At 63.3% G+C, this 15,761-nt stretch carries 14 protein-coding genes; 5 read left to right on the top strand and 9 right to left on the bottom strand.

What is annotated here, in order from left to right; translation table 11 throughout:
• Positions 1–137 precede the first annotated feature (137 nt).
• The gene (locus CXQ96_RS01230; protein WP_104116207.1) at positions 138–935 is read left to right on the top strand and encodes a hypothetical protein; all 798 of its coding nucleotides are present in this window, start codon (positions 138–140) and stop codon (positions 933–935) included.
• A gap of 49 nt (positions 936–984) precedes the next feature.
• Positions 985–2,028, top strand: a complete 1,044-nt coding sequence (locus tag CXQ96_RS01235; protein WP_104116208.1) for an NAD(P)-dependent alcohol dehydrogenase — start codon at positions 985–987, stop codon at positions 2,026–2,028.
• Positions 2,029–2,410: 382 nt separating this feature from the next.
• On the opposite strand, the gene CXQ96_RS01240 is transcribed toward CXQ96_RS01235, so the two are convergent.
• From CXQ96_RS01240 to CXQ96_RS01285, 9 genes are all read right to left on the bottom strand, one after another.
• Positions 2,411–3,616 carry an AI-2E family transporter gene (locus tag CXQ96_RS01240; RefSeq protein WP_104116209.1) on the bottom strand — a complete coding sequence of 402 codons (1,206 nt, stop codon included), beginning with the start codon at positions 3,614–3,616 and terminating at the stop codon, positions 2,411–2,413.
• Between the two features lie 129 nt (positions 3,617–3,745).
• Complete coding sequence (locus CXQ96_RS01245; protein ID WP_104116210.1) at positions 3,746–4,651, bottom strand: diacylglycerol kinase family protein; 906 nt, start codon at positions 4,649–4,651, stop codon at positions 3,746–3,748.
• 89 nt (positions 4,652–4,740) lie between these two features.
• Positions 4,741–6,501, bottom strand: a complete 1,761-nt coding sequence (locus CXQ96_RS01250) for an alpha/beta fold hydrolase (RefSeq protein WP_181036314.1) — start codon at positions 6,499–6,501, stop codon at positions 4,741–4,743.
• A 101-nt stretch (positions 6,502–6,602) separates the two neighbouring features.
• Positions 6,603–7,658 (bottom strand): acyl-CoA desaturase, encoded by a 1,056-nt coding sequence (locus tag CXQ96_RS01255; protein ID WP_104116466.1) that lies wholly within the window; start codon positions 7,656–7,658, stop codon positions 6,603–6,605.
• Between the two features lie 311 nt (positions 7,659–7,969).
• Positions 7,970–8,284 (bottom strand): hypothetical protein, encoded by a 315-nt coding sequence (locus CXQ96_RS01260; protein WP_181036315.1) that lies wholly within the window; start codon positions 8,282–8,284, stop codon positions 7,970–7,972.
• Positions 8,285–8,525: 241 nt separating this feature from the next.
• Complete coding sequence (locus CXQ96_RS01265; protein WP_181036316.1) at positions 8,526–9,047, bottom strand: MarR family winged helix-turn-helix transcriptional regulator; 522 nt, start codon at positions 9,045–9,047, stop codon at positions 8,526–8,528.
• 151 nt (positions 9,048–9,198) lie between these two features.
• Entirely contained in the window at positions 9,199–10,041 is an 843-nt protein-coding gene (locus CXQ96_RS01270) for an SRPBCC family protein (RefSeq protein ID WP_104116213.1), read from the bottom strand.
• A 180-nt stretch (positions 10,042–10,221) separates the two neighbouring features.
• A complete protein-coding gene (locus tag CXQ96_RS01275) occupies positions 10,222–10,908 on the bottom strand; it encodes a TetR/AcrR family transcriptional regulator C-terminal domain-containing protein (protein WP_258058765.1) in 687 nt (228 codons plus the stop codon).
• A 659-nt stretch (positions 10,909–11,567) separates the two neighbouring features.
• On the bottom strand, positions 11,568–12,137 hold the full coding sequence (locus tag CXQ96_RS01285) for a GNAT family N-acetyltransferase (RefSeq protein ID WP_181036317.1): 570 nt from the start codon (positions 12,135–12,137) through the stop codon (positions 11,568–11,570).
• 514 nt (positions 12,138–12,651) lie between these two features.
• Here CXQ96_RS01285 and CXQ96_RS01290 point away from each other — a divergent pair.
• The 3 genes from CXQ96_RS01290 (at position 12,652) to CXQ96_RS01300 (ending at position 15,758) form a co-directional block, all read left to right on the top strand.
• Positions 12,652–13,380, top strand: coding sequence for a GAF and ANTAR domain-containing protein (locus CXQ96_RS01290; RefSeq protein ID WP_258058714.1), 729 nt, complete (start codon positions 12,652–12,654; stop codon positions 13,378–13,380).
• 603 nt (positions 13,381–13,983) lie between these two features.
• Positions 13,984–14,295: a hypothetical protein gene (locus tag CXQ96_RS01295; protein WP_146070787.1), complete on the top strand. Its 312-nt coding sequence runs from the start codon at positions 13,984–13,986 to the stop codon at positions 14,293–14,295.
• A 140-nt stretch (positions 14,296–14,435) separates the two neighbouring features.
• Positions 14,436–15,758 (top strand): DUF2254 domain-containing protein, encoded by a 1,323-nt coding sequence (locus tag CXQ96_RS01300; protein WP_104116217.1) that lies wholly within the window; start codon positions 14,436–14,438, stop codon positions 15,756–15,758.
• Positions 15,759–15,761 lie beyond the last annotated feature (3 nt).

Consider the following 15,761-nt stretch of genomic DNA (forward strand, 5'->3'; position numbering starts at 1 on the left):
TGTCCGGGGTGGCGCTTCCCATCCTCCACCCCGTACGGGTGGGCCACAATGCGCCCGTGTACAGGGAGTGCCCGCGCTGTCGCGCGGGAGCTCCTGCGCCTAGGATCGGATCCAGGCTCACGAGGAACGGGATCGACATGACCGGGGAACTGGGGGAACAGCCTCGTTACACGCTCACGGACGACGGCGCTTTCCTCCGCCTCGAGTGGGCAGCGCGGGTGACCATCGGGGCCGAGGACGTCCTCTCCACGATGGCAGCGGTGACGGCGGCGTCGCACGGGTGCAAACGACCGCTCCTGGTGGACATCGGACTGGTCGAGGCGATCACGCTTGAAGCGCGGCACCTGCTCATCGAGGACACCTGTTCGTCCCGGACCGGCGTCGTGGGAGCTGATGAGGTCAGCAAGGTGCTGACCGCCTTCAACTACCGGTCGGTGACGCCCAGCCGGTACTTCTCCACCGAGGCCGAGGCCATCGAATGGTTGACCGGGCGGGCGGACGGCGGCGAGTCGACGAGCCGGGAAGCGGCACGGAAACCCTTCAGGGCGTGGCTGGAGGACGGCCTGGTGATGGTCGAGTGGGACGCCGGTATGAGTGTGAACGCTGCCGTCGCCGAAGCGCTGGTGGCGGCCGTGGCTGCCCTGACTCCTGCAGACCGCCGGCCCATGCTCGCACTGAACAACGACATGGTCTCGCTCACGCAGGAAGCGCTCGAGGTCTTCGCCGCCCGGCTGGATGTCTCCGCCCTGGCGATCGTCGGTGCGGAGGGCGACCGCGTCATCGCCTCCTACTACAAGCAGCTCCACAGCCCGCCCTACCCGACGAGATACTTCGAGACCGCTCGCCGGGCACGGCAGTGGCTCGATCTCGCGCGGCCGACGGGGGTACCAGCAGAACCTCCCACGCCTGCCCGATCCGACCTACCGTTGGACTAGTGAACCTGCAGGCCCAGTTCGCGTCCCCGATGTTCCGAGGAGGAACCGCATGAAGACAGTGAAGGCGTACGCCGCCACGTCGCCCACCGACCCGCTCATCCCCACGACCATCGAACGTCGCGACGTCGGGGCGAAGGACGTGCTGATCAAGATCGCCTTCGCAGGAATATGCCATTCCGACATCCACACCGTGCGGGGCGAGTGGGGACCGCAGCACTATCCGCTCACCGTGGGCCACGAGATCGTCGGAGTCGTCGAGGAGACGGGCGAGGAGGTCACCCGGCACAAGGTCGGCGACCGGGTCGGCGTCGGCTGCATGGTGAACTCGTGCAGGGAGTGCGCGAACTGCAAGCAGGGAGAGGAGCAGTACTGCCTGAACGGGAACACCGGCACCTACGCCGGCGTCGACCGGGACGGGTCCATCACGCAGGGCGGCTACTCGACGCACATCGTGGTCGTCGAGGATTTCGTACTGTCGGTACCCGAGAGCATCCCCTACGAGGCCGCTGCGCCCCTGCTGTGCGCGGGCATCACCACCTACTCGCCCCTCGCTCACTGGAAAGCCGGACCGGGCAAGAAGGTAGCCGTCGTCGGGCTCGGTGGACTCGGCCACATGGCAGTGAAGATCGCGCACGCGATGGGTGCCGAGGTCACCGTGCTGTCACAGACCCTGAGCAAGCAGGAGGACGGCAGGCGTTTCGGGGCCGAGCACTACTACGCCACCAGCGACCCCGACACGTTCAAGCAGCTCGCCAACGCCTTCGACCTGATCATCAATACGGTGAGCGCGAAGATCGACCTGGATGCGTACCTCTCGCTCCTGGGACTCAACGGGACCATGGTCAACGTGGGTGCCCCGGCGGATGCCCTTCCCCTGCACGTGTTCACGCTGTTCAACCAGCGGCGTTCCTTCGCGGGGTCGGGGATCGGTAGCATCCGTGAGACGCAGGAGATGCTCGACTTCTGTGCCGAGCACGGCATCGCGCCGGAGATCGAGCTCATCCCGGCGGACGGCATCAACGACGCCTACGAGCGAGTGCTCTCCTCCGACGTGCGCTATCGCTTCGTGATCGATACCGCCACGCTCGGCTAGGCGCGGACGGGGTCGCACAGGGTGCGCCTGGCCGACTCCACTCCCCGCCCAGCGGCGGTGTCCGCAGCGCCTTTCGTGGAATTCGCCACACGGGCCCTGTGCAGGCCCTGTGAATTCACCGTGTCAGAGCCCCTTTGCTGGAAGCCCGCCGACGGGCTCGTCGTCGGCGGGCCTGAGGTGCGGTTCTACGCCGGACACCCACTGTCCACTGCCGACGTGAAAGCTGTCCTGGACCTTCACACCGAGCATGAACCGGGTTGAGCAACCGTGGCACTAGTTTCGGCCATCGTCCATTAGGCCAGTGGAATCGCGGGGAGCTTGGGTAGCCTGACGGGCGGGATCAAACTTCTCATCCCAGTGCGTGTTCAGCGTTGGTGGATGATCATGTCGTGGTGCCGGATGCCGGTAGTTGGGGTATTTCTCCATCGGGCAGGGTGCTGACGCCGTGGCCGGTCTCATCGAGGAGTGTTTCGTATTCGGCCTGTTCGATGGAGCCGGCACTGATCTGGTCGTCGTCGTGTTCGTTCCACGCCTTGATGGCCGCCCACACCACTGCTGTCAGAGGTACGGAGAGGATGGCGCCGATGATGCCTGCGAGGATCGTGCCGGCGGTGAGGGCGATCAGGATGACGAGGGCATGCACGCTCAGGGTGCGCCCCATGACGACCGGCTGCAGGAAGTTGCCCTCGAGCTGGTTCACCACGAAGACGATGATGATGACGATCAGGGCCGTGACGGGACCGTTGGCTACGAGGGCGATCAGCGCAGCAAGAACACCTGCGAGGGTGGCACCCACTAGGGGGATGAAGGCGCCTACGAAGACGACGGCGGTCAGGGGTAGGGCCAAGGGCACGTCGAGGATGATCAGTGCAAGACCGATGAACACCGAATCCACCAGCGCCACGATCGCCGTGCCGCGGACGTAACCACCGAGCACCGCGAGGCTGTCATGGCCGACGAGCCGGGCCTTGACCAGCCGGGGACCCTTGAAAGCCCGAAGGATGAACGCCCAGATCTTCTCGCCGTCCTTGAGGAAGAAGAACAGGATCACGGCCATCAGGAGTGCGCCGGTGAGGAAGTTCCCGATGACGCTGATGCCGGTGACCGCACTTGCGCCGGCCGTGCTGCTCGTGGCGAAATCCACAGCCGTGGTGCGCACCTGCTGGATTCGTGCATCATCGATGGGCAGGGGCCCGTTTTGCAGATAGGCGTACACCTGGTCAAAGCCCTCGATGGCCTGCCTGACCAGTTCACCGGCCTGCCCGATGACCGCGATCACGATCGCGGTGACGAGTCCGGTGAAGGCGGACAGGAGCAGGAAAAAGGAGAACCCGGTTGCGGCGGCACTGGGCCAACCTTTTTTGCGCAGCCAGATAACGAGTGGACCGACGGCCGCGGCGAGGATGAGAGCCAGCAGCAGCGGAATGATGACCAGTTGCACCTGTGCCAGCGCGCGTACTACCACCAGCGCCAGGGCCAGCAGCACCAGTACCTGGATAGCTCGGATGCTGCTGCGTCCGAGGGAATCGGTCCAGGGACCCCTCGGCGCCGCTGGAAGGGCAGTCGTCCTCGTGGTGGCATGGCTCATGGTGTTGGGTTTCCTTGTCATTCAAGCTTTACTGGGCCACAGTGCGTCACACTCCTGTTATCGGCCAGTGGGGGGGGGGGCATGGAAATGCCCCATGTGTTGTTAGTGGATGTATCGCATGGCGGGTGGTCAGCCCAGAATGGACAGTGCCCGGGGAACGCTCTCGATGGTGATGTCCGTGGCGGCTTCGACGGACTTCACTTCGCCGTCGAGCTGGTAGGGCATGGGCTTGAGGGTGGAAAACCGGTACTGGGCGTAGCTCGGCTGATCGCCCAGTCCCTTGGTCGTGGCGCGCAGCGCGGTGAGCAGGATCCGCCACTTGGCCATGTGCGGGAACGTGATGACCTCGAACTTCCCGTCGGTGGGCTGGTCGCCGGCCTCGCTCAGGGTCGCGTACTTGGCCATCTGCGAGATGTTGGCGAACACCAGACTGTCGAAGGCGCGGCGTTCCCCGTCGCTCTGCCGGATCTCGAAGGGCTTGAACTTGCGGAAGGTGCGCGCCACGGAGAACATCTCCTTGATGGCGCCCTTGCTGCCCTTCTCCAGGTCGATCGCCATGACCGGTGTCAGCCCGAAGCCGATGTAGGAGTGGGCGTACACCGCGTCCGTGCCTGCCGGGCCGATGCTGATGCGCAGCAGGTCGATCCGGCGTACGTGGCCTTCGATGATCGCCTCGGCCAGGGGCTTGCGCCCGGTGACGCGGCTGTGGTCGTTCGCGTTCCCGGCGGCCAGGACCGCGCAGACGGCGTCGTCGCTGCCGCTGGACATGACGCCGTTGACCACCTCGTTGTAGCCGCCGTCCCCGCTGACCGACACGATCAGCGCGTTGCCGGCCGACGCCGCTTTCCGGGCGAGGTCGATCGCGTGGCCGGCATGTTCGGTAGGTGTCAGCCGAATATCGGTTCCAGGAAGCCGGGGGGTGAGCTCATCGTGGAGTTCCCGGGCGAGTTTCGGGGCGTCGCCGGTGCTGTTCGGGTTGAAAATGATGGTGATCACATCGAACCTGCGGGGCCATTCCGTGGATGTCGTGTCCATGACTGCTCTTTCAGTGGAAGGGTCTTCATCATGCGTGCAACGTCGCGGAGGGTGACCACACGACAGGTCGGGTTGGGCTTACGGACAGATTACCGACGGCTCAGGAAATCAGTGATGGCAGTTGCTACGGCGCCGGCGGCGCTGTGGTGCGCGGCGTGGGGTGCGCCGTCGATGGTGCCTGCGTCTCCCCGCCGGGCGGTGCGGGCGAGCCGGTCGGACCACGCAGCGCCTGCGACGACATCACGTGAACCACGCAGGACGAGCACGGGCTGATCAACCAGCGGCAAGCGGTCCTCGATAGGGTAGCTCAATGCCAGTTTCAGCTGGGCCAGGTACCAGCGCGGCCCGCACCGCAGGACGTCGAAGGACTGCATCATGCTCAGCAATGGTTTTTCGAGGATCGAGTTGACGCCCAGCCTCACGGCCTGCTGGGGGACGGTGCGGTGGTCGACGTCGATGGCGGCACCGATGAGGACCAGGTGCGACACCAGGTCGGGGCGTTCGATGGCCAATTCCGTGGCGCTTTGCACTCCCATGGAGTGACCGACAACGACGCAGGACGACGCACCGGCTTCGTCCAGGAGCCTGCCGACCAGGTCAGCCGTGGCCTCATTGCTGGATGCGTGCTCCGGTCGTCTCGTCCAGCCGTATCCAGGTAGGTCGATCAGGTGCACGTCACCGTAAGCGGCCAGGACAGCGCCGAGGCGGCGGAAGTACCGGTGGGACATGCCGATCCCGTGGATGAGCACGAATACCGGCGCAGCGGTTCCATTTCCCGGGCGGACGCGGTCGGTGCGGCCTTCGCGGCTAGGACCTGTGTCATGGCCGATGAAGTAGGAGCGGCACTGCCGGTCCCCCACGGTAATACTCCTCAGCTCAAGCACCTGAGGAAAGGATCGGGGCCCGGGGGTGTAGGACCTGGCAGAACGGGTGAAAGAAGCGTGCGCGTGCTTCTCCTGGAGCAGCTCACCCTGCAGCGGTCGGTCACCTGCCCGCCCGTCCGCTGGCTCATCTGACTGGTCAGCAGCCGACTCCTCCGCCTGCTTCCTTGCCTGCTTCTCCACCGTTGTGAGCACTGCTGTACTGATCGCGGCGGCGCCTCCACGGTGGGCAGCGTGGGGCTGTCCCGTTATCTCCACGAGGTTGCCGTTGCGGGCATGGCAGCTGAGTTTCTCGCACCAGTCGTGGCCGGAGATGATGTCGCGGGTGCCTCGGATGATCAGGACGGGGCAGTCGACCAGGGGAAGGCGGTCATCGAGGCTGTAGTCGAGCATGACGGGTAGTTCCTGCAGGTACCAGCGGATCCCGCACTTGGCGTAGGCGGTACCGACCATCAGGTTGGTGACGGGCCGTTCGATCAGGGTGTCGGCGGCGAGCATGAGTGTGTGTTTCATCGGGGAGCGATGCTCGACGTCGGTGACAGGACCGATCAACACGAGCCGGGAGACGAGGTCGGGTCTGCTGATGGCGAGTTCGGTGACGAACTGTGCGCCCATCGAATGCCCGATCACCACGCACCCGCTGGCGCCCTCATCGTCCAGTGTGCGGGCGATCACTGCCGCGTAGTCCTCCACACTCATCCGGTGTCCCGGTTTCGGTGTGCCACCGAAACCGGGCAGGTCCAGGATGAGAGTGTCGCCGTGCTCGATGAATTTGCGCTGCAGCTTGTCGTAATAGCGGTGGGACATGCCGATCCCATGCACCATCACGAACAGGGGCCGGACTTGTCCGGGGTCCGGCACGCGGCGGGCGAGGTGTATCCGGCAGGAAAAGCGCTCGCGCGCGGCGTCGACCTCGATGGTTCTCGTGCTCGCGATCATTGCGGCAGCGTCGGCGGTTTGTGTTGGCATCATTGATTTCTCGTGGTCTCGGAGTTCTTGGGGTCCAACTCGCGGGATCCTGAGTATTGCGTCCAGGTCGTCTGCATTTAGCGTCGGAGCGGGTCCAGGTCTCAGGGTTGGCGGTAGCGGTTGACCATGGGGCAGTCGAAGGGGTCACGGGCTGCGAGCCCTACCCGGTTGAGGTAGGTGACGACGGCGGCGTAGGAGGCGGTGACGCCCACTTCGGTGTAGGGCACGCGCAGGCGCTCGCAGTGTTCCTTCACGATCACGGCGGCGCGGCGCAGGTGTGGGCGCGGCATGTCGGGGAAGAGGTGGTGTTCGATCTGGAAGTTCAATCCGCCGAAGGCGTTGTTCACGAAGGACCCTCCGCGGATGTTGCGGGAGGTGAGGACCTGCTTCTGGAAGAAGTCGAGCTTGCTGTCCTTGGGGACGATGGGCATGCCCTTGTGGTTGGGCGCGAAGCTGGCGCCCATGTAGATCCCGAACACGGCAAGCTGGACGCCGAGGAAGGCGAAGGCCATGCCGACCGGGAGGAACCAGAAGAGGACGCCGAGGTAGGCACCGAATCGGGCGCCCAGGAGCGCGAGTTCGACCCAGCGGCCCTTGATGGTGCGGCGGGCGAAGAGGGTGCTGATGGAGCGGGCATGCAGGTTGATGCCCTCCATGGTCAGCAGGGGGAAGAAGAGGTAACCCTGGCGGCGGGTGATCCAGGCATGGAGGCCGGTGGCTTTCGCGGCGTCCTCCTCGAGGAACGAGATGGTGTCGACTTCGATGTCGGGGTCCTTGCCGCGGGTGTTGGGATCATTGTGGTGGCGGGTGTGCTTGTCCATCCACCAGGCGTAGCTGATACCGACGACGCCGGCGGCGAGGATGCGCCCGGACCAGTCGTTGGCGCCGCGGGTCCTGAAGATCTGGCGGTGCGAGGCCTCGTGGGCGAGGAACGCGACCTGGGTGAGGACGACGCCGAGGACGGCGGCGATGAGGAGTTGGAACCAGGTGTCACCCAGGAGCGCGAACCCGGTCCAGGCCGCCCCCATGACCAGGGCGAGGACGGCGAACACCGAGACGTAGAAGCGCCGCCGCCGGTTCAGGAGGCCTTCCTTGCGGACCTGCTTCAGCAGCACCGAGTAGGAAGCGACGACGTCATTCGGCTTCGAGATACGCACGGTGCGCGCGGCAGCAGCAACGGGGGCAGCCGCGAGGGGCGCTTCAGGAGCGGCAGAGGTGGCGAGAGGCACGGCCGGTGGGGTGGCGAGATCGCTCAAGGGTGTCTTCCTCGGTCTACTGGGGAATGCTGCTGGGTAGATGGTGCTGGGTGGACGGTGGTGCAAGTGGGATGTGGGTTCTGTGCCTGATTTGGAGCGGCTGTGACGCCGGAGCCGGTGCTGGCGGCGAAAATCCACCTTCGACCGGTCCTGAATACGACAGGATCCTCGTCCCGGAGCAACCGCTCCGGCACGAGGATCCTCATCCAGTGCTAGGCGTTGTAGTATTCGCGGCTGCCGGACTTCGCCAGTCCACGGGACACCATGTAGCCGATGGTCAGGTACGTAATGAGCTGCATGGCGTCACGGCCGTCGAAGATGTCATCGCCGCCACCCTCGCCGTTACCGACCATCACCGACGTGACCACCGTGGCGAGGACCATAGCAACATAGGCGAAGAACTCAGTGCTCTTCGTCGAGGCCTTCGTCTCGGTTGAATAACGGGTCTCGGTGTTGTTGTTGTGAGTGCCGTTATTGCCGCCGCCATTGTTGCCGTTGTTGTTATTGCTGTTGTTGTTATTAGTCATGAGGTAGCTCCTAATGTGCGGGGGTGCCGTGATCGGCAGAAGAACAAGCGCTCGGAAGTCGAGTCAGCCTGTAGAAGGGAGAGAGAGACTGAGTCAGTCCGCGGTGTCCTCCACGGAAGCTCTCTACTCTGTAGATCCTACGATGTAGATGCCGAATTAGCAAGTCGGCTTACCAGTGGTCGAGGAAGGGCACCTTTCAAGCATCAGGAGCGAGGCTGGGCCGCTCCCCGCGTGCTGTCGCTCAGCAGGAATCGCTTGAATGCGGGTGCTTGTGCGCGGCACGCGACATCCCAGGTATGTCGCTGCGGCGGTCTTTCTGGTGGTTCCTGCTATGGGATTGCAGGATGTGGAGGAGGTCGGATCGTAACCCGTCGCCGAGCTGCGCCTCCGTGGCCTCGAGAACCGTTTCGAGTTTCTTGGCTTGTGCCAGGGTGTCGTTGCCTCGGCGGGTGAGTGTGACAAGGACCTGTCGAGTGTCGCCGTTGATGCCGGCGGTCCGGCTCACCAGGTCGCGTTCCTCGAGGTTGTGCAGCATTCGTCCCAGCGTCTGACCGGCGACCTGCAGCCGGGTGGCTAGGTCAATTTGTCGTTGCGGTCCTGCAATCGCAAGTTCCTGCAGCGTCACCAGGCCCGCGTGGGTGACACTCAGCTGGATGAGGCGTTGATTCCAGGCGTGGGAAACGAGGTTCGCCGCAACGGTGAGCAACTGGCTGGTAGTCAGGTGATCCACATCCGTCATTCTGGTTGTGGTGTCGGGTCTCATCGTCGGCTCCTCTCGTCCGGAGGCTGGCAGCCACCCGCTCCGAGTGGAGGTGGGCGGGTGACTGCTAGTGGTGCTCGAACTCATCCCTTCGGTGATTACCGGTGATCACCGCCGGTCCCGGTGGTGCCAGTGGTGCAGGTGGCGGTGTTGTTTAGAGTGCGCCGCCTGTGCTGCGATTCTTGTCGAGCAGCGGATCATCCAGTGCATCAGCGCCGAGGCCGGTCTGCCCGGCCTGCGTCCCGGTGAGGGACGGGTCCGCCTCATCCAGATGCCGGAGGGTAGCCGCCGTGCTGGGTGAGAGTACGCTGTCCTCTTCGGTCGTGTAGACCTCCGGGGCGGTGTCATTGGCGGGTGTGATCGTGACGTTCGCTTCCGTCGTGTCTTCCGAGTTCTTCTTGCTGGCCGCGACACTGACGGCTGCAGCGGTAGCGGCAGCGGCCAGTCCGACACCGGCAGCTACTTTGCCTGAGATCCCGGCCTTGCCGCTGTCGCCTCGTGAAGCGGCAGCAGCTTCGACTCCGGGCTCACCTGTATCGATGCCGGTTCCTACCGTTCCCCGCCACGCGCCAGTAGCGTAGCCCTCGTCCTCGACGAATGCCTTGAACCGCTCGAGGTCTCCCTCGGCCTGCTTTTCGACGACGTTGAGCTTGTCGCCGATCTTCTCAATCGCGCCCTCGGGTTCGTACTCGAGCACGAGATGCACCTGCGTCTGCCCGCCTCCGACGTCATCGAAGGACACCGAGCCGGCGTTCGTCGCACCCTCCGTCGCCGCCCATGACACCTTGGTGTCCGGAACCTGCTCAAGGATGGCCGCATCCCACTGCCGGCGAACCCCGCTAATCTCGACGACCCAGTTCAGTCGCTCATCATCGAGTTGGGTGACCTTCTTGACACCGTCCATGAAATGGGGGAATTCCTCGAACTGGGTCCACTGGTTGTACGCGATACTGACCGGGACGTTGACGAGAATGCTTTTTTCAACCTTCGTACTCATTGCGTCTCCTTCGGGTTGGAACAGGGAGCGGCTAGTGGTGCGAACAGCCACTGAAACAATTCATCAGCATGCTTAGTGTAACCCCGGCCGGTCCTCCTTGATCAGGGCACAAGCCATCTGATCTCTGGGATATTGAGGGGCAGGCGTGCATCACATTCCGCGCGACTGAACTCATCTGGGTCATGACGCTGATGGTGATGCCGAGGGTGCTATTGAGGGTCCTTTGGCGTGGAGTTGTGCCTGCAGTCCCTGGAGGAGGATGGTCATGCCCTGGTCGAGCTCTGCTTCCCCGTCGTAACCCAGGAGCATTGGCGCGAGCTGGCGCAGGTGCGGGAAGTCCTTCTTCGGCAGTCGGTGCAGTCCGAGTTTCAGTCCGAGTTCGTCCTCGTCGGGATTGACAACGAATTCCTCGAGTTCGTTGAGGATGTGACCGATCAGGAAACCATAGTAGGCGCGGTACGCATGGAGGGCGCCTGCGGAAGCGAATCCGGCGCCTCTGAGTACAGCCAGGATCTGCTCCAGCGGCCGCAGAGCTCCCAGTGGTCGCAGTCCCATCGGTGTAGAAAGGGGCCGTGTCACCAGCAGTGGAACGACATGGGGGTGCTGCAGGACCAGGGCACGGAAGTCATGGGCCGCGTAGCGCAACTGGTCCTGCCAGGACGGCAGGTCACTGGTTCGCGGAATGATCCACTGATCCAGCAAAAGCTCGGTCAGGCCATCCAGGAGTGCATCCCGGTTAGCTGCATACCGGTACAAAGCCATGGGATCTTTGCCGAGTTTAGTACCCAGCTTGCGCATAGACAGAGCGTCGAGGCCGTCCGCGTCAACCAGATCAAGGGCTGCCCTAAGAACAGCCTCCCGACTCAGCCGGCTACGCCTGCTTCCGGCCTGATCCTGCCCAGCCCTCTGGACCTCGCCGGGTTTCCGGGGCGGTTCAACTGGATTCTCGGGCTCATTCGGCCCGTCGGGGTCCCTTGGCTGGTTGATGGCAATTCCTCGGTTCATTCTTCAGCAGGTCAGTCGTCCGTCACTATGCTACACCGTAGGGTCTACATCGTAGCAGGATGACCCTGGGAATAACGTGGAGGGCTCCTCTTGAGCGTACTGCGGGCAAGCGGCTCGCCGTATCGGATGATCGGTCCTGGCGAGTGCCGGTCGTCGACCTTCCACTTCGGAGCCTTGCCGATGGAAGCGAACGAGGGTCCGTGCCTGAAGCAGCACATGAGCGCAGCACCATCTGGGTCCTTGATATGAGCGGCGAGCAGCGGTGGCCGCCCTTCGCTCAGCGCGCCACCGAGGCAGGAGCCTGTGGGATGCTGTCCATCCAGTTGTGGGTTGAATCGGCGGCATGGGAATATTCGGCACCACTACGGGAGAACTCGAGCAGGAAGATGCCGTCATCGCCCAAGCTCTGGCCTCCGTCGCCACGATCAGCGTCCTGCAAGAACGCACAATTCGGGAATCCCAGGCAGCAGGGTGCTCTGGTTGTCCGAGGGGTGTGCTGGTGGTGTCAGTGACTGGTGGGATCAGTGTCTGGGCACGAGTGACCGGAATTGGGGATGGTCGTTCAAAAACTGTCGGGTCTGAGGGCAGTATGGACGGACGGCGAGGCGGCGCCGGTGTGCGTTGAGCAGCGCGCGACGGATCAGGTCAGCTTCCAGTTCTGCCTGATAGATGTCATCGGTAACGAGGGTTTTCTGCAAGGTTAGGTGACCTGCTCGTAGCGTGTAGGTGAGCGTGCCGACGAGGTCGCCGTCGCTGAAGAGCTCGAAGCGTGAGCGTAGCGGGTTGTCCCTGAATGATGTGCTTTTGCCGAGGTGCTGGGCCGCTTCGGTTTCGCGAAGTTTCAGTTCCTCGGACACGTCTTGGTAATGCGCGCAGGTTCCGAAGGGTGGGGCTTTGGTGTCCAGGTCGCGATAAAGGGCGTTGGACAGGACGCGTAACTGACGCGTCGACATGGTCGAAAGGTCCACCGGTATCGTGCGGGCGGGATCCTGGCCGTAGCCGGGATCGTCCTGAACTGTTTCGGCAACGTTAGGTCGGACGAGGGACCACACTGAAAGGCCGCGAACAGGTCCAAAGGGGTTGGTGGGCATTGCAGACACCTCACGTAACGAGTTTTCGTCAGGCATCTGTTTAGCCGTGAAGGAGTCTAAACGATTCCTAGGCCAGTGTGCATCTCGTCTCTTTAGCCACCACGCGCAACCACCCAGCCGACCCTTCAGTAGCCGGTCGAGTACCGCTCGATGGTCCTATTAGTGGCGCTGTGGCGCTGTGGGGCAGATGCGGTGAGGAAGCCGGGCCACCACGGCCCTTGGAATGAGGCTCACTCCTGGAAGTGCAGTGCTGAGGGGTGAACAGGGGTGAACAGGGGTGCAGGGCGGTGGGGCCCTACACCCCTGCCGCCCTCAGTGCCGGCTGCTTGACCTAAGGACTTATTCCAGTGAAGGGGGTAACCGGGGCAAGGATCAACCGATTCCCTCCTGATGACTTGTTCAGCAAAGTGTGAGAGGCGATGGAAGTATGGAACGGGCCGAATCGGCCGAGATCAATCGAAGGCTGAGATGATTCAAAGGATGGGGTGCGGGAGTTGTGAGTGAGGAGCCCGGAGTGGCAAGGGGCATGCCGTCCACCCATCATGATGGGCAGGAGCGGGCCCGGGATCTGGCGACGGAACTCGCGGAGCTCGCTCGGTCACTGCAGCAGGCCCCTGACGGGGATGCTGTTCTTGCCGGTTTCGTTCACGCCGCCCTGGATCTGATTCCGGGAGCGGACGAAGCCTCTGTCAGCGTCGTCTTGGGCCGGAAGAACGTCGGCTCGAAAGCGCCTTCGGGCGATTTGCCTGAGCGCATTGATGCGCTGCAGATGGAAACCAATGAGGGTCCGTGCCTGGAAGCGGCATACGAACACAGCACCGTCCGTGTTCCAGACATGAGTCTCGAGCAGAGGTGGCCGCTTTTCGCCAAACGCGCCACAGAGGCAGGCGCGCACGGGATGCTCTCGATCCAGCTATGGGTTGAAGGCGATGACCTCGGCGCCCTGAACCTGTATTCCCGCGAAGCCGGCGCCTTTACCGACGAGTCGGAGAACATTGGGTTGCTGGTCGCCTCCCACGCCGCGGTGGCGTTCGCAGGGGCAGAGAAGAACCGGAACCTCAAAGATGCCATCGATTCACGAGACACCATCGGGCAGGCCAAGGGCATTCTCATGGAACGCCACAAGATCACCGGGGCAGAAGCATTCATGGTGCTGTCCCTGGCCAGCCAACGCACCCACACCAAAGTCATCGACGTCGCCCATGATCTCATCACCAGCGGCGAAATCCCCATCACACGCTGATATATGAGCCTGTGGGCAGTTTCTTCATGCCGGGTCGCTGCGTCTCGGTCTCCGCTCCTAGGGTGACACCGGCGAACACGTTACGTCAGCGCATGATCGCGACCGTCAGTGCGTCGAGTTGCAACAGCGCGTCCTGGCTCGATGCGCTGACACGGGTATGACAAAGATGCCCCATTCCGCCGTGCTGATTCACAAAGCCTGGAAGCGACGAGCACTTTTGGGACGCCCTGGAGGGTTCTGTTGCCTGTTCGGCGTCGTGTGTGGGCTCCGTATTTTCGATGTGTGTTGGTTGTTGCTGGCCGGATGGCTGGCGCTCTTCAGTATGGTTACGATTCTCTGTTCTTCTTCCTTTTTCGTTAGTTGCTCAGTGCTTAATATCTATGGTTGAAGCACGTGCTTCGCCGTGGCGTGGGTCTGCGCCACGCTCTCCGCTCTGGAAAGGCATCAATGGGCTCCTTCAGCCTGGGTCTCCCTGCTACTCGTCGTACCCGATGGACTGTGGCGTCCGTCCTTCTTTTGGTCTTGGTAGGAGCGGGGTGTTCGAGCCCGGCGGAGGAGGATAGGGACGCGATCGCCGTAGGGGAGGACGGGAAGGTGGGGTCGGTGGAACTCCTGAGCGTCCTACTGGTTTCCGCTGGTGAGGGTGAGCCTGCGCGGCTGCTGGGCACCCTAATGAACGAGACGGATCAGCCGCTCGAGATCACGCTCAGCGACAAGGATGACAACGTCATTGTTACTGTCGCTGGCAATGGGCAGTACCCCTTTGATACGAACGAGGCGATTTTCGAGACAGCAGGAGATGCGCCGGGGGCTAATACGACCATCACTGTCGAGGCCGACGGCGAAACAACGGACCTGGTTGTCCCGGTCGTTGATGGGACTCTTGAGCGGTACCGGCCCTACCTACCCGAATAACGCTACGGTCAGTGCCGCGTGCGCTGATCTATCTCGGTGTCTCAGTGCTCTTCATCCCAGCGATGATCGTCACGCGATGCTGTGCGACCGCAAGATAAAGACAGAGACAGGGAAGAGGAGGTCGATCTGGGGTGAGTCGTATGGATGGGCAGTCTGTTCGGGAGTCCCTCCGAGCCCAGCTGTGGCCGATCCCGCTGGCCGCTGTCCTTGTCGCACTCGTCCTGGGGCAGGTTCTTCCGATCCTGGATGAGCGCCTCGATGACAGCATGCCTGCCGTGGTGTCGGGTGTTCTTTTCGGCGGGGGACCTGAGGCGGCACGGTCGTTGCTGGAGACGATCGCGAGTTCGACGATCACGGTGACGTCGCTGACGTTCTCCCTGACAGTCGTGACTCTCCAACTGGCCAGCAGCCAGTTCTCCCCGCGCCTGCTGCGCACCTTCACCAGGGATCGGTTCGTCCACAACACCCTCGCGTTGTTCCTTGCGACGTTCGTCTTCGCTCTGACTGTGCTGAGGAGTATCCGGGTGGAGAGCAGCGCTGGTGCTAGTTTCGTCCCGGAGATCGCTGTCACCACCGCGTTCATGCTGACCGTCGCAAGCGTGGTGGGCCTCGTCCTGTTCCTGGCTCACCTGGCGCGGCAGATCCGCGTGGAGACCATGCTGCGCGATGTGCACCGCGAGACGGACCGCACTTTGAAGCGGATCTACCCCGATCAAGGATTCAAGGAGGATCAGGAACGGCTTTCCCGCTCCGGAGGCCTACCGCTGCCGGCTCCGCGCTCGGGGTTCCTCACCAAAGTCGATGAGGAAGCCCTCATTGCCAGTGCTACCCGAAGGGCGGTGTTCGTCTGCGTCGACGTCACTCCCGGGGCCTCCCTCATACAGGGAGTTCCCGTCGCCCGAATGTGGAGCACGAATGGGGCACCGCTCGACGATGAACGAGGCGCAGAAGCAGCGAAGGAGGTGCTTGCGGCGTTCAGGACCGGTTTCGAGCGCACCTCCAATCAGGACCCATCCTTCGGCCTTCAGCAACTCCTCGATGTCACCGACAAGGCGCTGTCTCCCGGGGTGAACGACCCCACCACAGCCGTCCACGCCCTCAGCCACATCTCCGCGATCCTCTGCTCCCTCACCGACCGGTCCACAGGACCACGAACGCTCACCGACGGCGAAGGGATCACACGAGTGCGGCTGACGCTTCCGGCCTTCACCGGGCTCCTCGAGCTCGTGATGGATCAGCTCATCACCTACGCGTTCAACGATCCGCGAACAGCTGCCCGGACAATCGACATGCTCTCGGAAATAACTCTCAGCGCGGCCCGCGCCGGCTCGCTGGCCCACCTCGCCACCCCGCTCCACGCGCAGGTCCGACGAGTCCGATCCTCGATCGATGGTTCGCCCCTGGACTCGGTGATCCAGCAATGCCTTACGGATAGCCTCGCCGGCGTGAAGCTGTGGGAATGATGT

The sequence above is a fragment of the Arthrobacter sp. B1805 genome, from assembly GCF_002929745.1.
Taxonomy (GTDB): domain Bacteria; phylum Actinomycetota; class Actinomycetes; order Actinomycetales; family Micrococcaceae; genus Arthrobacter_D.